The sequence below is a fragment of the Ruegeria sp. HKCCD7181 genome (genome assembly GCF_057221055.1).
This window is the reverse complement of record NZ_JBWVBC010000017.1, coordinates 15,921-37,431: the sequence shown is the minus strand read 5'-3', so window position 1 is coordinate 37,431 and position 21,511 is coordinate 15,921. Positions and strand designations below refer to the sequence as shown.

General features: G+C 56.3%; 18 protein-coding genes. 15 read left to right on the top strand and 3 right to left on the bottom strand.

Annotation, left to right across the window (positions count from 1 at the left end):
* Positions 1 to 97 precede the first annotated feature (97 nt).
* The 3 genes from AC2TCY_RS21885 (at position 98) to AC2TCY_RS21875 (ending at position 2,882) form a co-directional block, all read left to right on the top strand.
* Positions 98 to 886, top strand: coding sequence for a class I SAM-dependent methyltransferase (locus tag AC2TCY_RS21885; RefSeq protein ID WP_480850733.1), 789 nt, complete (start codon positions 98 to 100; stop codon positions 884 to 886).
* A 537-nt stretch (positions 887 to 1,423) separates the two neighbouring features.
* Positions 1,424 to 2,380: a cation efflux transmembrane domain-containing protein gene (locus tag AC2TCY_RS21880; protein WP_480850731.1), complete on the top strand. Its 957-nt coding sequence runs from the start codon at positions 1,424 to 1,426 to the stop codon at positions 2,378 to 2,380.
* Between the two features lie 274 nt (positions 2,381 to 2,654).
* A complete protein-coding gene (locus tag AC2TCY_RS21875) occupies positions 2,655 to 2,882 on the top strand; it encodes a hypothetical protein (RefSeq protein ID WP_480850729.1) in 228 nt (75 codons plus the stop codon).
* A 235-nt stretch (positions 2,883 to 3,117) separates the two neighbouring features.
* On the opposite strand, the gene AC2TCY_RS21870 is transcribed toward AC2TCY_RS21875, so the two are convergent.
* Positions 3,118 to 4,377 (bottom strand): tetratricopeptide repeat protein, encoded by a 1,260-nt coding sequence (locus AC2TCY_RS21870; RefSeq protein ID WP_480850728.1) that lies wholly within the window; start codon positions 4,375 to 4,377, stop codon positions 3,118 to 3,120.
* 161 nt (positions 4,378 to 4,538) lie between these two features.
* Here AC2TCY_RS21870 and AC2TCY_RS21865 point away from each other — a divergent pair, with 161 nt between their 5' ends.
* The 3 genes from AC2TCY_RS21865 (at position 4,539) to AC2TCY_RS21855 (ending at position 7,443) form a co-directional block, all read left to right on the top strand.
* The gene (locus tag AC2TCY_RS21865; RefSeq protein WP_480850726.1) at positions 4,539 to 4,823 is read left to right on the top strand and encodes a hypothetical protein; all 285 of its coding nucleotides are present in this window, start codon (positions 4,539 to 4,541) and stop codon (positions 4,821 to 4,823) included.
* Positions 4,824 to 4,847: 24 nt separating this feature from the next.
* Positions 4,848 to 6,488, top strand: a complete 1,641-nt coding sequence (locus AC2TCY_RS21860) for a sulfatase-like hydrolase/transferase (protein WP_480850725.1) — start codon at positions 4,848 to 4,850, stop codon at positions 6,486 to 6,488.
* Between the two features lie 523 nt (positions 6,489 to 7,011).
* On the top strand, positions 7,012 to 7,443 hold the full coding sequence (locus tag AC2TCY_RS21855) for a rhodanese-like domain-containing protein (protein ID WP_480850724.1): 432 nt from the start codon (positions 7,012 to 7,014) through the stop codon (positions 7,441 to 7,443).
* 183 nt (positions 7,444 to 7,626) lie between these two features.
* Here AC2TCY_RS21855 and AC2TCY_RS21850 read toward each other — a convergent pair whose 3' ends face one another.
* Entirely contained in the window at positions 7,627 to 8,103 is a 477-nt protein-coding gene (locus AC2TCY_RS21850; protein WP_480850722.1) for a nucleoside deaminase, read from the bottom strand.
* A 346-nt stretch (positions 8,104 to 8,449) separates the two neighbouring features.
* On the bottom strand, positions 8,450 to 9,076 hold the full coding sequence (locus AC2TCY_RS21845) for a DnaJ domain-containing protein (protein WP_480850721.1): 627 nt from the start codon (positions 9,074 to 9,076) through the stop codon (positions 8,450 to 8,452).
* A 107-nt stretch (positions 9,077 to 9,183) separates the two neighbouring features.
* On the opposite strand from AC2TCY_RS21845, the gene AC2TCY_RS21840 reads away from it, so the two are divergent.
* From AC2TCY_RS21840 to AC2TCY_RS21800, 9 genes are all read left to right on the top strand, one after another.
* Positions 9,184 to 9,438, top strand: a complete 255-nt coding sequence (locus AC2TCY_RS21840) for a BolA family protein (protein ID WP_480850719.1) — start codon at positions 9,184 to 9,186, stop codon at positions 9,436 to 9,438.
* A 21-nt stretch (positions 9,439 to 9,459) separates the two neighbouring features.
* Positions 9,460 to 11,673: a hybrid sensor histidine kinase/response regulator gene (locus AC2TCY_RS21835; protein WP_480850718.1), complete on the top strand. Its 2,214-nt coding sequence runs from the start codon at positions 9,460 to 9,462 to the stop codon at positions 11,671 to 11,673.
* Between the two features lie 141 nt (positions 11,674 to 11,814).
* Positions 11,815 to 12,918: a cytochrome-c peroxidase gene (locus tag AC2TCY_RS21830; RefSeq protein ID WP_480850717.1), complete on the top strand. Its 1,104-nt coding sequence runs from the start codon at positions 11,815 to 11,817 to the stop codon at positions 12,916 to 12,918.
* Between the two features lie 11 nt (positions 12,919 to 12,929).
* The gene (locus AC2TCY_RS21825) at positions 12,930 to 14,117 is read left to right on the top strand and encodes a cytochrome-c peroxidase (RefSeq protein WP_480850715.1); all 1,188 of its coding nucleotides are present in this window, start codon (positions 12,930 to 12,932) and stop codon (positions 14,115 to 14,117) included.
* A 5-nt stretch (positions 14,118 to 14,122) separates the two neighbouring features.
* Positions 14,123 to 14,692, top strand: a complete 570-nt coding sequence (locus tag AC2TCY_RS21820) for an arsenate reductase (azurin) small subunit (protein WP_480850713.1) — start codon at positions 14,123 to 14,125, stop codon at positions 14,690 to 14,692.
* An 18-nt stretch (positions 14,693 to 14,710) separates the two neighbouring features.
* Positions 14,711 to 17,392, top strand: coding sequence for an arsenate reductase (azurin) large subunit (locus tag AC2TCY_RS21815; RefSeq protein WP_480850711.1), 2,682 nt, complete (start codon positions 14,711 to 14,713; stop codon positions 17,390 to 17,392).
* Positions 17,393 to 17,560: 168 nt separating this feature from the next.
* Positions 17,561 to 19,768, top strand: a complete 2,208-nt coding sequence (locus AC2TCY_RS21810; protein ID WP_480850710.1) for a HEAT repeat domain-containing protein — start codon at positions 17,561 to 17,563, stop codon at positions 19,766 to 19,768.
* A 14-nt stretch (positions 19,769 to 19,782) separates the two neighbouring features.
* Entirely contained in the window at positions 19,783 to 20,271 is a 489-nt protein-coding gene (locus tag AC2TCY_RS21805) for a cupredoxin domain-containing protein (RefSeq protein WP_480850708.1), read from the top strand.
* Positions 20,264 to 21,508, top strand: a complete 1,245-nt coding sequence (locus tag AC2TCY_RS21800; RefSeq protein ID WP_480850706.1) for a molybdopterin molybdotransferase MoeA — start codon at positions 20,264 to 20,266, stop codon at positions 21,506 to 21,508. Before AC2TCY_RS21805 ends, AC2TCY_RS21800 begins: the two co-directional genes overlap by 8 nt.
* The last annotated feature ends 3 nt before the right edge of the window (positions 21,509 to 21,511 follow it).

The window sequence follows — 21,511 nt, the reverse complement described above, 5'->3', positions numbered from 1 at the left end:
AATTGCCCGATCCTACCACAAAATACTGAATTGCCCCCTTGGGTATTAACATTGCAGAAATTGGGGTATTTTTTCGGGCAGTTCCTGGAGGCGTTAGATGTACGAAGATCTCTTACCTCACACCTTGCCCACAGAGGCTGAGCGGCTCGATCGAATGGCGCACGCGCATGACCCGGATACTTTTTCAACCATTGATAGGCTGAACCTTCCCGCGAATGCAGACTGTCTGGATATTGGTACCGGGCGCGGCAGCGTCGCGATTTGGCTTGCCGAGACCTTCCCAGACGCCAACATAACCGCAAGCGATCTGGACCTATCATCCGTGAAGGAAAACACCTTACCCAATCTGTCGCTCAGAAAAATCGATCTGCGGAGCGAGGATCTCGGTTCAGGAGTGTATGATCTTGTCCACTGTCGCGCGGTGCTGTGCTTTCTGCCGACCCGTACAGAGGTTCTGTCTGGTATCTTGAGGTCGCTCAAACCAGGCGGTGCATTTGTTGCAACTGAAATGGATTTCGATCGTATCGCTTCTGGTCCCAGCCGGTTTTGGGCGACATTCTGGACCGCATATCTGGAATTTGCGGCAGCTCAGGGATGGGAGCTTGGGTTTGGTGGCGCGCTTCCACGCATTCTTGACAAAACCGGCTTCACTGAAATCGACGCGCGGCACATTCAACCTATTCTGAATTTGTCTGGAAACACGGCAGGATCGGCAGAAGCACAGACATGGTCTTTGACACTAGCGACCTTGGCTCCTCAGTTGATCGGAGGCGGATTTATGTCAGAAACTATGGTGACTGAAGCGCTTTCAATCATTCGCAATCCGGATGCCTGGACTGCCGGGCCGGGCTTTATGGTCACCAGTGCGCGGCGGTCGGTCACTTAGTCCCCGAGTCTACTTACGGTGGTCAAGCTGGAAGTGTTATTGGACGTGAACTTATCTGGGTATGGGAGTCATTTACACATTGTTCAGAACGAGGCGCGTGGTGCTTGAACTCGACCCATTGACGTAAGCCGAACAAATTTGGCAAAGGGCCGTTTTACGAGGCTAGGCAATGTCCGCACAGCAGGCCTCTACACCCAGAGTTTCCTGCAAAGGGTAAGATGCTGAAGTGACGGTGTGGAACATATCGGACGAGTTTTCGTGTCAATGAACGACCGCCTGATCCAGGACTGTTCGAGATCGCAAATTACTCCTCCAACGCTGGATTGATACCCAGATTTGACGCGTACAAATGGGTCCGGCTTCAATTGTGCTTCCCCGAGATCTTCCCAATGCATCTGGAATTGTGGCAATGCTTTGTGAAGGAGCGGGACATCTGCGTTCCGCCAAGCCTTGATGATAGCCGAATTGTTTCAGCATCGAATAAACTAAGGCAATATTGCCCATTAGGCGCATCACTGACAAACGCGGGATCAGATTATGAAATCCACGACACCTGAAGATCGGTATAGGCTGGAAAGCCGCGCGATGAACGTAGGAATGGCAGGTAACCTGTTCATGGCGATGGCGGGGATCGTAGCCGCGTATTTGTCCCATTCTCAGGCCATTTTGGTGGACGGTCTGTTTTCGCTGATCGGCTTCACGGCGGCCTTATTCGGTAAACGCGTGTCGCGCAACGTACAGAAGAAACCCGATAAACTCCGCCCATTTGGATATGCTGGCGACGAAGCCCTGTTTACGACCTTTCGCTCCCTTTCACTTTTGGGACTAGTGGTGTTTGCGATCTCCAACGCGGTCCTGAGCATAGTGGGCTACCTGAACGGGGAAGCTCAGCCCGAATTGGTATTCGCTCCGATGGTGGGCTATTTCGTCATTATTGGCCTGACCTGTTTGCTTCTTTGGGCGTTCCACGCCCGGTCGTGGGTGAAAACTGGAAGGCAAAGTGACGTCCTCAGGTTGGAAAAGAAGGCAGCTGCCTTTGACGGTGTCATCACAGGGGCCGCAGCAGTCGGATTGCTGGGTATTCACTTCCTGAGGGATGGCATTCTGGCCCCGATCGCTCCTATTGGTGACTCGATCATCGTGCTTGTCTTGTGTTTAACCGTCATCGCGCAATATTTCAGGGACTTTATGTCAGGCCTGCGAGAGCTGGCTGGCGTCACTGCTGCGCCTCAGCACATTGCGGCCGTTCGCCGAGCAGTTCGGGATACGCTGCGGGCTGACGGTGGTTCGTTGATCGACCTGTCCGTTTCCAAACTGGGTCGCGGTTACACGGTCGTTGCGTATTATGACCCGCTTCGTCCGTGTTCGGCCGCAAATATTGACAACCTTACGTTACAGCTGCGTTCAGACCTTTCGACTGTGTTCGAAACGACCGATGTTATGGTGGTTGTGTCCCAGCATGGCCGTGTTCTGGAGCCAGCTTTAAGCGGCTAAGGCTAACAGCCAACAGGTTTTCAGGGAAAGACCCGCATCACAGTTGATTTTCGATTGGTAACCAACCGGAAACCCTGGCGATCAGCTTGGTTGGTTCCAGGTTGCCACCAAAGGCCGCATAAATGCTTGTGATCAACCTGTTTAGCCTGCAGCTCCTTTCCGGCTGGCGCAGGCTTGAGACTGGTCCAAAAGAAACCACCTCTTTTGGTAAAGCTGGAAAACCGGCCAAAGGTGGGGCAATCTTGGGGTCTACGCCCAGGTAGGAGGCCCCAGGATGCCCCAGTACAACGATATGTTCGAACTTTCAGTCGAGGACATAGACCTTATAGAAGTCTCTTTGCGGCGCGCCCTGTCTTCGCTGTCTCACGAGTTGGCTAACGAGGATGAGGACGTAAAAGCGGAGAGGGAAGAGTCTCTACGTCGCATTCAAGACCTTCTGGGGCGGCTTCATGATCAGAAGATCTTTTATCGGCCAAGGAGCGGAGTATACGTGGGCGGTTAAAGACTGGAAGTCGAAGTTTAAGACCCATAAAACGACGTCTCTCTCCATCCAAAGTATGACGGTCAGTGACTCGAATCCTGCCTCACTGTACTAGCCCAAATTTGTCGTTAGCGCCTGTCAGATCCGTCGTCGTATGTTGAATTCCGGCACGGTGAGATTCCTAAACCCTTGATCCTCTGCTTCCTAACTATACGGGTGAACCTATTCAAAGGGGGAAGAACAAGGGCCTGAGTCTCTACTTCTGAGGAACCCAACCCGCTTGTTTCATAGCTTTTCCAAGTTCTATTCCGTGTTCGGGGTCTGCAAACAGCCTCTGAAACAGAGTATCCACCCGGCTGTTGGGCCATTCTTCTGAAAGTTTGGTGGACAGCGCTATAGCTTCAGTTTCATTGCCCATCATCTGGTAAGAAGCCATCAGGTATGCAACGGAAACTGGACCGACAGGCCCACCTTTCTGCATCGCATCTTCGATTGCAGCAACCGCGCCGTTGAAGTCCTGAAGGTGAAACTTTGCCGATCCCATCGCGTTTTGAAACACGTAACCTCGATCCAGGTTGATTTTTGACAGAGCATCTTCGCTGAGGGCCACGACTTGCTCGAATTCACCTGAATACAACAATATCAGTGACACGAACTCTAACACATGCACGTCATTGGGCGCTAAACGTCTGGCCCTATTTGAGAATTCTAATGCCTCGGCCCAATTGCCTTTGGCAAATTCCACCCAGGCTTTGGCTGATTGGCTCCATCCAGTTTCCGGCGCCAAATCCATGGCTATTTCGGCCTGCTCTGTGGCGTAACTCAGCATTTCTGCTGCCAAATCAGCGCTCGGTGTCATCAGAGAAATCGTAGCAGCCACTTGTGCAGCACCGGCATGGCCGCCAAAATAGCTTTCATCTTTGTCGATTGCCGCCTTGAATATCAGCAAGGCTGCGTCAAGTCGCGCCGGTTCTACCGCAGGGAAAATCAGGTCTCGACCGCCGTTGGCGAGATTGACGGCCTGAAGCCGCATAGGTGAGGCATCGAATATGGCACCGCGTTCATCGCTGTTTAAATCGGCGACTGGCTTTTTGACCGCCACGTCCTGGTCTGCCGCCCGAAAACCGAGAGCTATTGCAATTCCGAAAAGCAGGAGCGCACCGACGAGCCCAAGTGCTATTGATCTCAATGCTTGAGACTTTGCTAAAGAGCGCTCTGAATCTCTTTTCTGAAGAATTATTTTGGGTGCATACCCACCCTTAGGAAGAGCAAAAACAATCTTCTCATTACGACCGTCCGCCAAGTAGTACTCTGCGAGTTTTCGTCGTAGCCGTCCGGCATCCACCCGCACAACATTCTCGCGTCGCGCCAATTCTGAGGATGTCCCTTCGTAAACATCTATTGCAATGGTCTTGGCGCGGATGTCGTCTGCACGGCCACTGAGTGTTTCATTAACGACGTAGTTCAGAAAGTCCCGCAATCTTTGCGAACCCGCAAAGGTTGATGATGTCGCCAATCGCTGAATTGCCGCGCGCACCTCGTTTTCGGCGGGAGGCATGCATTCATCCGAATGTTGCGAGTTATCTCGGGGAGGTTTCATGATTTCAGTAAGTTAGCCCCCTCATTTCACCGTATAATGCCCCAATATACCTTACAAGAAAAGAAACTTCGACGATCATGCAAGTCAGAGTCGCTTTTCTGATGCGAGGGTTTGCAGAGTTGGAAGAACACGTCTTAGACAACCTGTTTCCCGACCACCGTTTAGCAATTGCAGAACTTCGAGCAGATGACCCCGAGTTCGATGAAATCTGTCAAGATTTTCTGCTTCTTACCGACGAATACCAATCCATGACAAACGGGCCGGAAAGAGAAGCGGGTAAGTTGATTAACGACATTCGAGAAACACTGGACGGTCTTCAAAAAGAAATCACACGAGCGCTGATAAGCGCGGAAGAGCCATAAACAGAAATCTGGGGAGGGTTACCAATGAAATCATTGCTGAGGGTTACTTCTGCATTTTTATTGTTTTCGGGTATGAGTCACGCTCAAGATGCGTCAATTATTCATGACGGAGAATTTCAGTTTCTTCGGGCCCAGTTCGGCGAGCGTTGGGATGCCCAGGATGCTGAGATCGACGCCAGGCTAAGTGAACTCCGGGAAGCCAATGGCGGTCAGCCTCCCAACTTCCTTTATATCCTGATCGACGATGTAAGCTTTGGGCAAATGGGCAACCGGACGATGAACTACGTCACCGGTTTTGATACGCCCAACATCAACAGCTTTGCCACCGAAGGCATGTCTCTGATGCGGATGTATACCGAGCCTTCCTGTACACCCACACGGACGGCGATGCTGACCGGTCGCCACCCGGTGCGCGCCGGCGTTGAAGAGGTCAAGGTTGCGCTGGTTGGAGAAGGCCTCGCCGCCGAGGAGGTCACGATTGCTGAAATTCTGAAGGAGGAAGGCTACAACACCGCGCATGTTGGCAAATGGCACCAAGGCGATATCGAGCAGTCCTACCCGCACAATCAAGGCTTTGACTGGGCCGCCTTTCCTTTGCATCAGCAAGTGCAGCTGAGCCTGATGACACGTGACGCGATGGTCGCCAACAACATGCTTGGCTTCCATCCATCCGGTCAGTCAAACCAGTTCCAATTGGACGAACGGTTCAAACCCTATGGTCTCGTAACCGGTGTGGAAGGTGAAGCCGGAGGACCGGCGCGTGAAGTAGACATGGCGCCAGGAGAAGAGTGGACACAAGCCAAATATGAAGAGATGAACCTGCGTTATCAGCGGCAGGCACTGGAACAATTAGAGCTTCTGGCCGCTCAGGACGAGGCGTTTTTTATGCAATACTGGCCTCTCTATCCTCTGAACTTCGCGTATCCCGATCAGGCTGTTTCACGGAACGGTGGCTTTCACGCTGACAAATTGCAGGTTCTCGATGGATGGATAGGGGACGTTCTGGCCAAGCTGGATGAAACCGGCAAAGCAGACAATACCATTGTGATGATCATGGCTGACAACGGTTTGATGTACCACTACGAAGGTACATCCGGTCTGAACCAGCTGATATATCGCGGCGGAAAGACTCAGCACTTGGAAGGCGGTGTGCGTACGGATGCTTTCATCCGTTGGCCCGGTGTGATTGAACCCGGAAGCGCCGCTGGGGATATCGTCCACGTCTCGGACTTGTTCACAACCTTCGCCCGGATTGCAGGCGCAACCGACCGCATTCCCCGCGACCGAGTCATCGACGGAATTGACCAGACAGCCTTACTGCTGGAAGGCGAGGGCAACTCTCGCCGAGACTATGTCTATGTGTACGAGGGGCCGGTTCTGCGGTCGGTCGTCAAGCAGGAATACAAGATGCATATGCCAGCCCCCGGTCAACCCGGTGCCGCCGCGCCCGTGTTCAATGTCTACCGCGACCCGCGCGAAAAGCACCCCCTCGTTGGCTACTCGTTGTGGTCAGGTGCTTCGTTCCAGGACATGGTGAAACGCCACCAAACAACCATTGCCGAACATCCGCATCTGCCGCTTGGAAAGGGTGTTCCGTATGAGGGAATCGAAAACCTTCGACCGGAAAGCGAACAGACCCGAGACGTTTTTTCAAGCTGGCAATAGACTAGAGATTCGGCGGCACATTTTGCCGCCGAGCAACTACTAGTACCCATAAAACAGATACCCGCGCATTGCAGCCGTTTGTTGTGATCAATGCTGCGCTAGTGGGAAATGGCAGCTCTGTGCCCCCGTTTGTCATTGATTGAATCGCGCTCTCACTATTGGAGCTGGGTTACCGAGGGTGCAACCGGTGAGAATTCACACCGCAACGAATTTTCAAGCGTTCGACCTGAACAGTCGGGCGCTTATATGTGTGTTCTATTTCTTCCAAAGCTTAAACACGTCGCCTTGGTCCGAAACGCGGACAACGCAGACATACTGTCCAGTGGATTGATAGCTCATTAGATTAGTTGAGCGACCGAGAAACTTGAAACTGTAAGCGAACAGAAAATACCGTGCTATACAGAGCGGTGAGCAACTTAGAATTAAGACGACAATTTTAGAGGTTTGGCGTTCTGTGAAGCGGTCATGCTTTTGTTGCTCTCGAGGCTTCGCAGAGGCCAAAAATAGTACAATGGAGAGAGCTATGAAGATTGCATTATCGGTGCTTTTTGTGCTGCTCGTGACGATAAGCGCAGTTGCACAAGATGATTGGAAAAGGCTGATTTCGCAAAGCGAAGTTGGGTTCAATGTAGAAGGTGCGAATAAAGTTGACGCGCCAAAGGCCCTTGAACTTATGGAGGCTGGCGAGACATTTGTAGATGTACGACGGTCCACCCAATTTAGCCTCGCTCACATACCCGGTGCGATTAATTTGGATGTTAATTCGGCATTGAATGAGAAAAGCCTGTCAGAGCACGTAACCAAAGACCAAATGGTTGTATTTTATTGTTCTGATGCTGAGTGTGACAGGTCGGTGCGGGCGAGTGCGATGGCCGTCTCTTGGGGCTATGAGGACGTAGTCTACTACGCCGATGGTTGGTCAGCTTGGATCGCAAACGACTACCCGCGCAACTAAGCTTCATTCGCAAGTCAGCGGGATTACCGCCATAGGCTCAAACCGGTCATCTGACAGTTTCGATTGGGCATCGTGCCGGTTCAGATGGCATCAAGGTCGGCCTAGCGGACGCAGTGGACATTGTTCCGGAACGCCCCACCTTTTTGATTTCCAGCTTTTTTACTTTGATTGGAAGATGGCCTTCTATTGCCAAAAGCCCCTGTGCCCCTCGGCAACTTCATCCTCGATTTCAGAGTAGGGTCCACGGGTTTCAACGTGGCGCTGACCGACGCTGAAGACGGTCTCACAGGGCAAATCCAGTGTCAGGTTTTCCAGATTGTCACCGGTCAAGACGGCCAAACGCTTTTCGGTCATACCATAGACGACTGTTCCGATCCCCGCCCAATAGCAAGCTCCCGCGCACATGCAGCAAGGTTCTACCGAAGTATATAGTGTGCATTTTTCAAGGAATTCAGGATCATAAAGACGGCTCGCCTCTCGTGCGACGTTCAATTCGGCGTGGCCTAACCCCTTATAATCTTGATAGCTGTTGCCGGAGCGGATGAGGACCTCTCCGTTGGGATCAACCAGTGTCGCACCGAAAGGGTGATTGCCAGCCTGACGGCTTTCTTTTGCAATCCGGATTGTCTCGCGTAAATGCTGAATGTCGCGATCTCTCATATCGGTCTCCTGCGGATTGACTATCACCAGCGAAGATTTCTATTCGTGCTGCAATGTCAGTATAACCGTACTTAGAATCGGGCCTCTACAGGCAGAGTGACTAAGTGTTCCCCTATGGGCTCAAAGCAGACGTCCGATCATTCACTCAGACACTCGAAGGGCACCTTGGGGCCAAGGTCGCAATGTGCTGTAAGCAGCCTAGAGCACCTGTAGTTACCAGATCACTCGGCGATGTCCGGTTAAGGCTCTTATGTCCAATCTAGCAAGTTGTAGAACACGGCGTCGGCGGAACCGCTACACCGCTCAGCAAATCTTCCATTCCGGTCCAAGCGGCAGTCAGCTAGACCTACTTAAAGTTCCGGCTGTCCTTGATCTGATCCCAGGCCCAGACGACCTCTTGCAGCTGCTCTTCCTGAGATCGGTCGCCGCCGTTCATGTCTGGGTGCAGAACCTTGATCAGCTTTTTGTAGGCCTTGCGCACCTCGGCCTTGGTCCAGTTGTCCTTGGCTTCGAGGATTTCAACGGCGCGACGCTCGGTGGGAGGCAGACGACGGCCACCACCACCAGAGGTGCGACCGGGGTTCTTGGTGGCATTCGCCCCCAGAACCTGATGCGGGTCCTCGATGCCCAGCCGCGCCCAGGCGCGGGCTTCGGGGTCGCCCATAGGCTTGGTTTCGCGCTCCCACACCTTGTCCTTGGAGCGTTGCGCGTTCAGCTCGGCCTCGGTCGTGCCGTCGAAAAAGTTCCACTTCTGGTTATATTCGCGCACGTGTTGCTGGCAAAACCAGAAGAAATCATCAAGAACATCCGGGGCCTTGGGCGCGCGGAACTTGCCAGCCTCTTCACACCCGTCGTGATCGCAGATTCGTACCGACGTTTCCGACGCACCCGACATACCCCGACGCCCGCGCGGATTCTTTTTCTTTGAGGTGGATACGGACATATCGAATCCGAAAGGGTCTGACTTTACCATGGGCCTGCTCCTGCAAACGCGTCTTTTCGACTCGGAGGAGGCAGTTTAACGTAAGGACCGGAGAGTAGAAGAGGGAAGCGGCAATATTTTTGCCGTCGAGCAAAAAAATGACCATAACCGAAGATATCCGTGCCCGCCTGCAGGCGGCGTTCAACCCGCGTGAGCTTGACGTGATCGACGACAGCGAAAGCCATCGCGGCCATGCGGGGTATCGCGACGGAGGAGAGAGCCATTTCAATGTGCGTATACGGGCAGCTGCATTTCAAGGGCAGTCCCGTGTTGCCCGTCACAGGGCCGTTCATGCCGCGCTCGGCGATATTGTGCCGCGTATTCACGCACTGGCACTGGATATCGACGTTTAGCCCCGGCAACAGGCATCGCGAATGACCACGTATCAGGACGTACCCGAACGTTATCCCCGACGCCTGCTGGCAGCGGCCTTTGGAATCGGTGTCGCCCTGGTCGTCATCCTGTCGGTGTTTCTGTACATGTCGCGGGAAACCAGTAACCGTATCGGAGATATGCGTCAGGCCTGGCAAAGCTATTCGGTCGAGACGACGCCGCGGGGGTACTGGATTTCAGACATTCGTGAGTATTTCGGCTATGGCGGGCTGATCCACAACTTCAAGAATTATGTGCTGCGCCAGGATCCGTCCTACGGGCCGGTTCTGCGTCAGCAGTCGCGCAACCTGCTGGCGACGATAGCTGCTTACCGGGCTGCAAATCCCACCGTGGCTGAGCTTGAGGCACTGCACCTGATTGAGGGCGTGGCACATGAGTATATTGGCAATGTTCCCATTATCGAATCCGGCATCGCCTCTGGTTTTAATGCTGAGCAGATTGATGCGCTTGTAAGGGTTGATGATAGTGATGCGCTGACCGCGTTGGCCGCGCTGGAAAATCTATGGATCGCAGAACGGGACAAAAGCCTTTCAGGCATGGTGCGCGCATTCTCCGAAGGTGAGCGCCTGGTCCGCAATTTCTCGATTATTCTTGTGAGCCTTGTCGTGGTCGTGGGCATGATCGCAATCCTGACCACCTTGTTGATTGCCAACATATTGCGAACCAATCACCGCCTGAAAACCGAGCTTGAATTGCGCGAACAGGTTGAATTGGCCGAGCGCAAATTGGCGCGTGCGGTCGAACAAAGTCCGACCTCAATCATCATCACGGACACGGATCTCAGGATCGAATACGCCAATCGCAAATTCTTTGACCTCAGCGGTTATGACACCGATGAGGTTTATGGCCACACGCCGCGCTTCTTGCAGTCCGGGCATTCGGGTAAGGAAGTCTATCGGGACCTCATGCGCAATCTGGAAAAAGGCCAAAGCTGGTACGGCGTGTTTCGCAACCTGCGCAAGGATGGTACGCACTATTGGGTTTCAACCGCGATTTTTCCGTTGGTGGGGCAGGACGGAACGATCACTCATTACATCGGCATCGGCGAGGACCTGACTGAAACCCGCCGTACCCATGAACAATTCGCGCAGGTTCAAAAGATGGAGGCGGTAGGCATCCTGGCCGGATCCGTGGCGCATGACTTCAACAATGTACTGATGAGCGTGACAGGTAATGCGGATTTGATCGAGCTGGATTCGGATGGCAACGAAGATATCCAAACCTCAGTCAATCAAATCCGCATCGCCGCGCGCCGCGCTCAGGCGTTGGTGCGAAAGATGCTCACCTTTGCCCGCCAGCGGCCGCGAAATCCCCGGCGTGGCGATATGGTGAAGGCCACGCAGGAGGCGCTTGATCTGATCCGTGTTTCGGCGCCGCCAAACGTCGAAACGCGTTTCGATGTCGAAGTGGACGAAGCGTTTTCCGAATTCGATGGCACCTTGTTTTTTCAAACTCTGCTGAACCTATGCCACAACGCATTCGAGGCGATGGACGATCAACCCGGTGAAGTGGTTTTGCGGATCGGTCTTGCAAACAAAGACGTACTGGATGATCTGCCGGACGAGGCTGTTGGCGTCATCCAACTTGACGTCAGCGATACTGGTCCCGGAATGCCCGAGGACCTGCAGGAAAAAGTGTTTCAACCCTTTTTCTCGACCAAACCTGTCGGCAAGGGGACCGGGTTGGGCCTGACAATCGTTCACAACAGTGTTGAGGAATGCCATGGCCGGGTCGAATTACACTCGGAGCCTGGGAAAGGTACGCGCTTCAGTCTGTTCTATCCGCTGATGCCTGCCCTCAGTCATCAAGAACAGGCCGAGGTTACTGCCGTGGCTGGAGATGAACATGTGCTGCTCGTCGACGATGACGAGAACATACTGTTTGTCACACGCCGACTGCTGACCCGCTATGGGTACCAGGTCGAGGCTTATTCCGATCCACAAAAGGCACTGGAGGCATTCCGGAAATCACCGGAAGGCTATGACGTTCTGGTCACTGATCTGATGATGCCCGGACTTAGGGGTACGGGTCTGATCGAGGCCGCCCGGGCCCTGCGCGAGGATATGCCTGCGGTTCTGATCAGCAGCTACTTTGACGATGCCGAGATGACAGTAACCGGGGTTTCGCCAGTGATGGTACAGAAACCATTAGAAATTCAAAGTCTTGCGCGCATTATCCGCTCATTGGTTGCCTAGATTTCGTTACATTTCTTAACAAGTCTTCACAGACTTTAATCTGGGTCAAATCACCACGAAACAACTCCCCCTTATGGTTAGTCCTGCCGGTCCCCGGCCAACCGGAGAGACCGGGCTAGCGATTAAAGGGGCTTTTAGATGATGACCAAAGCCAGAACATGGTTCTCGGCGCTGTCGACAGTTTCGCTGCTGACGATCAGCGTTGTATTGCCGGTTCACCAGGCCCAGGCGGATGAGCCGGGCCCGGTTGAAGCCATAGAGTTCGACCCAGCCAAGGCGGCCCTTGGCAAGCGATTGTTTTTTGATCCACGCCTGTCGGGCGATACTGAACTGGCCTGTGCCAGCTGCCACCAACCTGAAAACGGCTTTACCGACGGGCAGGCCCTGTCAGACGCCTATGCGGGCAACTTGCATTTCCGCAACGTGCCGACGCTGATCAATAGCGCCAAGCGCAAGGCGTGGTTCCATGACGGTCGGATCGGCACCAACCTCAACGACGTGACCCGCGAAAGCATCACCGAGACCTATTCCATGAACATGGACATGCGCCTGATGCAGGAGCGCATCAAGCAGGACCCGGTCTACGTCGAAATGTTCGAAGCCGCCGGATTTGGCGAGCCGTCGAATGGCGGCGTGCGCAACGCGATACCGGAATATCTGAAAACGCTGATCTCGCGCGGGGCGCCGTTTGACACAGGTGAGATGTCCGAAGAGGCAATGGCCGGTTACGAACTGTTCAAGGTCAGCGGCTGTAATTCGTGCCACTCGGGCGAGAGGTTCACCGATGATCTGCCGCACAATATCGGCGTGGGCGACAACCCCGATATTTGGGCCGAACCGGAACGTCACATCACCTTTGTGACGATGATGAAGTTCCTCGGCGTCGCGAACTACATGAACCTGCGTGCCGATCCGGGCGCTTACATCCGCACCCATACCGCCGACACGTTCGGCACCTTCATGACCCCCACACTGCGTGAGCTGACCTATACCGCGCCGTATATGCACAACGGTACGCTGGCGACGCTCGAGGATGTTGTGGCCTTCTACAACGCCGGTGGCGGTGACGATGAAAACAAGGATCCACGTATCAAGCCGCTGAACCTTTCCGAGACCGAGCAAGCACAGCTGGTGGCCTTCCTCAAGGCGTTGTCAGGTGATCCGCTGACCGGCCCCGACTTCGTCGCCGAGGAAATCGATACGGACTATGCGCCGATCGAAAATTGGCAAGACGCGACAAACTGAGGAGTGGACCCATGAAAGACCTTTCGTCTTATCTCAAAGGCACAATCGCCACCGCTGCCCTGTTTGCCGCTCTCGGTTCACAGGCAATCGCCGCGGACAGCATGGAGATTGAGGCTGGCATCGGCGGGGCTGATCCCGACCCGGATGCGCCACTGGTGGCGCTGGGCGAGCCTCCAATCCCGCTGGACAACAAGCAGACCGACGCAAAAGTCGAACTCGGCAAGATGCTGTTCTTCGATGCGCGTCTGGGCGGCAACCCGTCGACACCGTGTTCGGCCTGTCACAGCCCCGACGTGGGTTGGGATGTCGAGGCTCCGATCTCGTTCGGCTACCCCGGCACGACCCACTGGCGCAATAGCCAGACCATCGTGAACTCGGCTTACTACGGCAAGCTGTTCTGGGCGGGCTCCTCCAAGAGCCTCGAGAGTCAGGCCAAATCCGCCGCGGGCGGTGCGGTTGCCGGTAACGGTGAAGCCGACATGATGGAGGCCCGTCTGGCCTTCGTTCCCGAATATGTCGAGCGTTTCAACGACGTGTTTGGCGATCAGTGGCCGCGCATCAGTAACGCCTGGCGCGCAATCGCTGCATTTGAACGCACTATCGTACAGACCGACACGCCCTTTGATAACTACCTGCGTGGGGATGATGCGGCGCTGTCCGAGGAACAGAAACGCGGACTGGAGTTGTTCACCGGCAAGGCGCAATGTTCCGAATGCCATAACGGCGCGTTGCTGTCGGATGAAAAATACTACAACACCGGCGTGCCCGCCTATGATGGTTGGCAGGATGACGGTCTGGCGCAAGTCACCTTCCGGTATGAGCTTTATGCCAAAGGCTCGACCGAAGAGATGTATCGCCACACTAAGGACGACCCTGGCTTCTATTTCCGCACCAAGGAAAAGGCCGACAAGGGCAAGTTCCGTACGCCAAGCCTGCGCTACACCCTCTATACCGAACCATACATGCACAACGGCATGTTGGAGACGCTTGAGGATGTGGTCGAATTCTACAACCAGGGCGGCGGCGAGAACGAGTTCGCAGCCAACAAGACCCAGCTGATCCAACCCCTTGGCCTGAACGATCAGGAAAAGGCGGATCTGGTGGCCTTCCTGAAATCCCTGTCCGGCGAGGAGATCCTGATCGAGGAACCTGAATTGCCGGATTACCAGCCGCTTCCAGCGGTTGCAGCAGAGGAGTAAGCGCTATGGCAGATCATAACGCAACCGGATGCAGCTGTTCGGGTGAGGCCAAGAAGGCCTGCACCGTGAACCGCCGCCAGTTCCTGTTTGCCTCGGGTGCCACGACCTTTGCCGTGATGGTGGCGATGCCCACCCGCCACGGTCAGGCCGAACAGGTTCCCGCCCTTGTTTCCACCTATCCGCGCAAGCTGATCGGCAAACTGTCCGAGCTGGAACAGGATGTGCCGGTCGAATTCTACTACCCGGACGAGGGCGACTATTCGGACTCGATCCTGGTCAAGACCGGCGTAGAAAGCGGCGGCGGCATCGGTCCGCAAAAGGACGTGGTGGCGTTCAACCTGACGTGTACGCATCAGGGCGGTTCGATGTTTGACAGCTACAAGCCTGAGCATAAGGTGTTGGGCCCATGCCCGCTGCACCTGTCGACCTACGACGTGACACGGCACGGAATTCTTGTGTCCGGTCAGGCGTATCAGTCGCTGCCGCAGGTCCTTCTGGAACTCGATGGTGACGATATCTACGCCGTCGGCATGTTCGGCCTGATCTACGGCCGTTACGACAATCTCATTGCATAAGGGGAGGGGAGACTGACAATGGCAACCCCGTATTACGTACCCGAAACCAACGTTCCGCTGCCGCCCAAGGGCGCCGAGGTCATCTCGACTGCTTGCGACTATTGCATCGTGGCGTGTGGTTACAAAGTCTACCGGTGGCCCGTGACGGCCAAATCGGGCGGTCCCGGCGCGGATGAAAACGCATTTGGTGAGGACTTCCCCGTTGCGCCTCTGGGTGCATGGGTGGCACCGAACCAGCACAATATCGTTCTGCACAAGGGCCAGCCGCACCACGTGGTGATCATCCCCGACAAGGACAATCAGACTGTCAATACTGATGGTGACAGCTCCTTGCGCGGCGGCTGTATCGCGCAGAAATGCTATAACCCGCAGACCCCCACACGCGACCGCCTGAAGACCCCGCTGATGCGGATCTATGGCACGCTGATGCCGGTACCGTGGGATCTGGCGCTGGATGTGGCGGCTGAGGTGGGCAACCACGTCATCGCCAAGCACGGCACCAATGCCTATGGCGTGAAGACCTTCAGCTATCAGTATATCGAGAACACCTATGCGATCTCGAAATACGCGCTGCGCCATATCAACACCGCGAACTTCACCTTCCACGACACGCCGTCCGACGTGACCTCGACCCCCGGTTTCCGGGATGCGGGCTTCGACAATTTCGGTCCCTCTTATGAGGACTGGCGTGATGCGGAAACCCTTCTTGTCTGCGGCACCGACCCGTATGAGACCAAGACCATCCTCTATACCCAGTGGATGATGAAGGGGATGCAGAACGGTCAGAAGGAAATCTATCTGATCCCGCGCCGGTCCGCCGGTGTGGCCCATGCCGAGAAGATGGGCGGTCTGCATATCGACGTTCTACCCGGTACCGACCTGCTGGTCGTCAACGCCATTGCCCGTGTCATCGTAGAAAATGGCTGGGAAGACAGCGACTGGATCAAGAAATGGGTCAACAACAAGTGGGAAAGCTCGTCTGGCTTTGGTCAGGGCACCCGCAACACGCCATGGCAGTGGCGTACAACTTGGGGCAAGTTCCAGACCAAGGGTTTCGAGGATTGGAAAGAGTGGCTGCTGTCGCAGGACGAATTTGCGCCTGAGAACGCTGCCGCCATGGCCGAGATCGACGTGCAGAAGATCTATACGGCTGCAGAATGGCTCGCCAAACCCAAAGAGGACGGCTCGCGCCCGAAAACCTCGGTCATGATCGAGAAAGGGTTCTACTGGTCTAACAACACAGGCAACACGCAGGCGATTTCCGCTTTGGGCATCATCTGCGGCTGTGGTGGACGCCCGGGTCAGGTCATCGGCCGGGCCGGTGGTCACCAGCGGGGTGGCGTGAAGGGCGGGAAATACCCGCGCAACAAGTCGCCCGAGAAACTGCCGGGTCGCCGTCGCCGCGCCATGGATACCGACCGGTATCTGATCGCAGGCCATACTCGAATGGCCCACGTGATCGGCACCACATGGATTCAATCCATGTGCGGTTCGCAACAATTGGCCGATAAGTTCGAGGAACTGACCGTCCGCAACCCGAACCAGATCGCCTCTTTCGACAAGCAAGAGATGATCGACACGCTGAAGGCCCGCGCTGACAGCGGCGGTATGGTGGTGATCAATCAGGACATCTATCTGCAGGACCCGATCGGCAACCGCTACGCCGACATCGTGTTCCCGGCAGCGACCTGGGGCGAAGAGGACTTTTTGCGCGCCAACGGCGAACGCCGCCTGCGTCTGTATCAGAAGTTCTATGACGCACCGGGCGCGGCGAAGCCCGACTGGTGGATCATTGCGCAGCTTGCCACGCGGATGGGCTTTGACGGGTTCGACTGGCAGAACTCGAACGAAGTGGCAGAAGAGGCCGTGCGCTTTACCCGCGGGTCGCGCAAGGACTTCCACGCGGTGCACCGTCTGGCCAAAGCCGAGGGCAAGACCCTGCATGCCAAGGTCCGTGAATTCGGAACCGACGGGGTGCAATGTCCGGTGATGCTGGATGCCGATGGTGTCACGCTGATTGAAACAAAGCGTCTGCATGACACAACCCGTAAGCTGCCCGACACCGGTGCAGCGGGCAAGGATGTGTTCAACAAGAAGCTGACGCATTTCAACAGCCAGACCGGCAAGTGCAACATCCAGAAATCGCCCTGGGGTCTGTTCTCGGACTATTGGGAATGGCTGAAACCCAACAAGGACGAAGGCGAACTCTGGGCCACATCCGGCCGGATCAACGAACGCTGGCAGTCCGGTTTCGACGACCGCCGCCGCCCGTATATTGTGCAGCGCTGGCCGGAAAACTGGGTCGAAATCCACCCCGACGATGCGGCTGAACGTGGCATCGAAAGCGGTGACTATGTGATGGTCTACTCGGAACGTGTTCCGGGCAACAAGACCACGCTGCTGGGTGTGGAAGGCGATGACTTCCAGTTCTCGAAACTGATGGAGAACGGGCATATCGAACTGACCAAGGCGGCCATCACCGCCGTCGCCATGGTCACGCCTGCCATCAAGAAGAGCGTTGTTTATATGGACTTTCTGCATATGCAGCAGCCAGCGAATGCGCTCGAGGGCCGGATCGTCGACTGGATCAGCGGCAACTACAACTACAAGATGGGTGTTGCCAAGGTCCGCAAACTGGGGCCGAGCCCCTATAAGACCTCGTTCCGCACGATGTCCTTCGCGCCGCGCGACATCGCCTGATGACAGCATTCCGGGGGGCGGACGCCATGTCGGCCCCCGGGACGGGGTTCCACTGCAGAAGGGACCCTTGAACCGGCCCCCCCGGTTCACATGGAAGGCAGGCTTCGGTTGGGAAACCTGCCTTCCACTTTCACCCAACCTTCCCAACTGGAACATGGCAGATCAGATATGAACATTCACTCCGATACCGCCCTGCGCGATGAGGCCACCGGCCTGTTTTCCGAATACGCAAAATCCGAATATGACGTGATCCGATTGCGCGCCATTCAGGCGTTGACCGCGATTGGCGCCAAGCACAGCCCTGCACTGGTCGAGGCGCTGTTGGATGACGATGAAGATGTCCGTCAGGACGCAGCCCAAGCGCTGGGCGCGCTGGGCGTGAAAGAAGCAGCACCGCAATTGCTTGAGAACCTGATCCACGATCCCTGTGGAGAGGTGAAACTGGCTTGTGTGACCGCACTGGCCGAGTTGAAGGCCGAAGACGCCGCGCCCTACCTGCGTACTCTTGTCACTGGACGTGGGGAAGAGATTACTTGGGACGAGGACGAGCTGCATCAGGATGAATGGGACGATTGGCTTGACGCTCAAATTGCAGCGATCAAGGCGCTGGGCACCATGGGTGACGAGGCCGCGATTGAACCCATAGTTCTGGCCCTGATGGACGAGGATGGGCAGGAACTGGGCGATGTCGCGTGTGAGGCATTGGGCCAGATCGGCCAACCCTCGGTACCGACGCTGGGTGTGTTTGCCCAATCCTCGAACCGCCGTCTGCGCCATCGCGCCATGCGAACTCTGGCTGCGATTGGCGGAGCTGAGGCCGAAGTCATTCTGCGCAAAGCCCTGACCGACAAAGACGGTGCCATCCGTATGCTGGCATATGAAGCGCTGATGCCCGGTGATCCTGCCCTGATCGAGCAGGCTCTGACCGATGCAGTCGAAGAGATCCGCATCGCGGCACTGAAGCTCTCGGGTTTCTCGGAACCCGAATTGCTGGACCGCATGATGCGCGACCCCGGCGCCAAGGTGCAGTTGGCCCTGATCGACCGGTTGGAGCGGGACACGCCGATCGCAGATCAGCAGGACCTGCGATGGCAGGTGCTGAATTTCCTGGCTACCGGACAACAGCCAGAAGTCTCGGCGCAGGCTCTGGGCTTGCTGGCTGCCTTAGCGCCACAGCAAATCGCAGATCGCCTGAACGCACTGTTCTCGGTTGATGGCGACGACCTAAAGGCCGAGCGCCTGCAATGGGCTGTCGTCGATGCACTGGCGACCTCGCCGCTGCGCGAAGCGGCAGAGTGGTTGCAACGCGCCTGCCGCTCGCCCTTCCGGTCGGTTCGGCTGAAAGCGGTGGCGTCGCTGGCCATGATCGTGACCGACGAAACACGCCCGCACGTGAACCAGCAACAGGGTCGCGAGTTGCTGTTGTCCTTTGCGCTGGCGCCGATGCCGGTTGCTGCTGAGGAAGAAGTAGCAGCAGAGGTTCCGCAAAACGATATAGCCGCGTTGGAAGAGGCAGGTCTTGATGTCTCGGAAGGAGGCGAAAATGGCCCGACTTCCAGCCTCGGTGCGATTCTTGGCCATGACGCCATAGCCGCGGAAATGACGCAGGAGGCGGAAGAGGACGAGACGCAGCCCCTTACCCCGCGCGAGCAGGCGCTGCTGGCCAAGGCAACCCGGCACCCCAAGCGCCGCCGTGTCGCGCTGGATGATGATGCCGAAGCTCTGGATCGGGAAACCCGCATGTCCGCGATCCGACTGTTGGGAGAGGTGAAGGGCATGCAGGTTATGCTCGCCCAGATCGCAAAGGACCCCGAGACCGAGATCGCACAGCAGGCCTTGTCGGCGCTGGGCGGTTCAGTCGCGCGTCATGGCGCAGAGCTGAGTGAAGATCAACTGGTCGACCTGATCACTCAGGGCCTCTCGCACACTGACTCGGGCCTGTCACTGCAGGCGCTCAAACTGCTACAGCAATCCGATCTGCCGCCTCAGGACACGCTGCGGGGCAAGCTGCGCGCAATGCTGAAAACCGGCGACACGCCCTTCCGCATTGATGCCATGCATATCCTGACCGAATGGGACGGTACTGCGGACGTGGCGCGCAGCCTGTTGGATGACGTCTCGGCCCCAGTACGGCAGGCGGCGATGCGCCTGCTTTCACAGGTTGCACCCGATCAGGCCGGAGCGGCCATCGTGCCTTTTCTGCTGGCCAATCCCGAGCAGCGAATCGTGACCTATGTCAATGACAGCACGCCCGCAGTGGTGTCCATTGGCCGCGAATTGTTGGCCGAACTGCGTGACCAAGACTGTCGTGCGCAATGGCCGGTGATGATCAGCGCTTTGGCCGATCTGTTGGGGAGACCCCATCGGGCGGTCTGAACCCGGAGGTACAGATGGAGTTTTCGCGCAGAGCCGTTGTGGCCATGACGCTTGCAGGATCGATGGCATTGGCGCCTGCGGCATGGGCTGAAGATGTGCCAGAGGTCGCCGTTGTGCATCAGATCATCGACCTGAACGCAGATACTCCGGCGCATGCATTCCGGTTCGAGCCGAAGATTTTACATGTCCCGGCGGATTCGACCGTCCGTTTCAAAGGCTCGACCGGGCGACATACCGTGACGTCGATCCTGCGCATGATCCCGGTTGGCGCGCGCGCCTTCGAGATCCGCGGCAAGCCTGAGATGGACCTGACATTCGAAAAAGAGGGTGTATATGGCGTCCGGTGCCGCGTTCACGGCCGCCATGGTATGGTCATGCTGCTGATTGTCGGTGACCCCAGCTCTAATCTGGAAGAGGCGCGAGCCTACTTGCCCAAGCTGAGTGAGGCCGAGCGCAAAGAGTTTGAAGAGTTGTTCGAGCAACTGGAGGCACAACATGGCTGATGGCTGCGGCTGTGATCGCCAAACCAATCTGTATCTTTCGGTTTCAGAAGCGCTGAAGCGGGGACTGGCTGTGTCCCAGCCAATTTCTGATACCGAGACCCTGCCATTGGGACAGTCGATAGGTCGCGTTCTGGCCGAGGATTGCGTCAGCAAAGTGGACATGCCGGCCTTCGACAACTCGGCCATGGATGGTTATGCCGTTCGGCTATCCGATTTGGGGGAAGGGCCGCTTTACGACCTGAAAATCGGCGGGCGCGTGGCCGCAGGCGACAGCGGTGCGCATGCAGCCCCCGAAGGTTCTGCGCTGCGTATCTTTACCGGCGCACCAGTTCCTGCCGATTTCGATGCGGTCCTGATGCAGGAGGATTGCGAGGTTACCGACGCCGGAATCCGGTTCAACCGCCGCCCCAAGACCGGTCAGCACATTCGCAGGGCGGGCGAAGACCTGAAGGCCGGTGCTCCGATACTTCGCCAGGGTTGTGAGATCGGTCCACGAGAGATTGCCGCGTTGGCCGCTGCCGGTTACGGTCAGGTCTCCGTCTATCGCAAGCTGCGGGTCACGATCTTTTCGACCGGTAGCGAGTTGCGCCAGCCCGGCGAAGCATTGGGCCCCGGGCAGATCTACAATTCGAACCGGTTTATGCTTTTGGCCCTGCTGGACAAACCGTGGATAGAGCTGACCGACAAAGGTCCTGTCGACGACGACCCGGCGTTGCTGGAGCAGGTATTGCGCGACGCCTGCGATACGTCCGATCTGATCATCACCACTGGTGGTGTTTCGGTTGGGGATGAGGATCACATGCCACGGCTTTTCAGCGAAATCGGCGGCGAGACGGATGTGATGAAAGTGGCGATGAAACCCGGCAAGCCAATCATGTTCGGTCGCCGTGGCGAGGCACTTTATGTTGGGCTGCCAGGCAATCCGGTGTCGGCTTATGTGACGTGGCAGATAATTGGATCGCAAATGATGGCCCGTCGCGCTGGTTTGCACCGAGTGACCCAAATGCCGGAACAGGCCGTCTTGGCCGAACCCCTGCAACGGCATGCCGGGCGTCAGGAATATCGACCGGTCCGTATCGTGGGTTCGTCACCAGATGGCACCCCTCAGCTGCGCTTGATGGCTGCATCCTACAGCGGGCGCGTGGCTCTGCTGGCCGAGGCGGATGGTCTGGCCGTCATTCCGGCTGAAACTGAAACTATGTGTGTGGGTCAGTCACTGAGCCTTTTGAGATTTTGATGG

Bases quoted from the DNA above. Each gene is read 5' to 3' on its own strand.
- AC2TCY_RS21825 (WP_480850715.1), top strand. From the start codon at position 12,930: ATGAAAGACCTTTCGTCTTATCTCAAAGGCACAATCGCCACCGCTGCC.
- AC2TCY_RS21820 (WP_480850713.1), top strand. From the start codon at position 14,123: ATGGCAGATCATAACGCAACCGGATGCAGCTGTTCGGGTGAGGCCAAG.
- AC2TCY_RS21855 (WP_480850724.1), top strand. From the start codon at position 7,012: ATGAAGATTGCATTATCGGTGCTTTTTGTGCTGCTCGTGACGATAAGC.
- AC2TCY_RS21815 (WP_480850711.1), top strand. From the start codon at position 14,711: ATGGCAACCCCGTATTACGTACCCGAAACCAACGTTCCGCTGCCGCCC.
- AC2TCY_RS21805 (WP_480850708.1), top strand. From the start codon at position 19,783: ATGGAGTTTTCGCGCAGAGCCGTTGTGGCCATGACGCTTGCAGGATCG.
- AC2TCY_RS21850 (WP_480850722.1), bottom strand. From the start codon at position 8,103: ATGAGAGATCGCGACATTCAGCATTTACGCGAGACAATCCGGATTGCA.
- AC2TCY_RS21830 (WP_480850717.1), top strand. From the start codon at position 11,815: ATGACCAAAGCCAGAACATGGTTCTCGGCGCTGTCGACAGTTTCGCTG.
- AC2TCY_RS21800 (WP_480850706.1), top strand. From the start codon at position 20,264: ATGGCTGATGGCTGCGGCTGTGATCGCCAAACCAATCTGTATCTTTCG.
- AC2TCY_RS21875 (WP_480850729.1), top strand. From the start codon at position 2,655: ATGCCCCAGTACAACGATATGTTCGAACTTTCAGTCGAGGACATAGAC.
- AC2TCY_RS21840 (WP_480850719.1), top strand. From the start codon at position 9,184: ATGACCATAACCGAAGATATCCGTGCCCGCCTGCAGGCGGCGTTCAAC.
- AC2TCY_RS21880 (WP_480850731.1), top strand. From the start codon at position 1,424: ATGAAATCCACGACACCTGAAGATCGGTATAGGCTGGAAAGCCGCGCG.
- AC2TCY_RS21810 (WP_480850710.1), top strand. From the start codon at position 17,561: ATGAACATTCACTCCGATACCGCCCTGCGCGATGAGGCCACCGGCCTG.
- AC2TCY_RS21885 (WP_480850733.1), top strand. From the start codon at position 98: ATGTACGAAGATCTCTTACCTCACACCTTGCCCACAGAGGCTGAGCGG.
- AC2TCY_RS21865 (WP_480850726.1), top strand. From the start codon at position 4,539: ATGCAAGTCAGAGTCGCTTTTCTGATGCGAGGGTTTGCAGAGTTGGAA.
- AC2TCY_RS21845 (WP_480850721.1), bottom strand. From the start codon at position 9,076: ATGGTAAAGTCAGACCCTTTCGGATTCGATATGTCCGTATCCACCTCA.
- AC2TCY_RS21835 (WP_480850718.1), top strand. From the start codon at position 9,460: ATGACCACGTATCAGGACGTACCCGAACGTTATCCCCGACGCCTGCTG.
- AC2TCY_RS21860 (WP_480850725.1), top strand. From the start codon at position 4,848: ATGAAATCATTGCTGAGGGTTACTTCTGCATTTTTATTGTTTTCGGGT.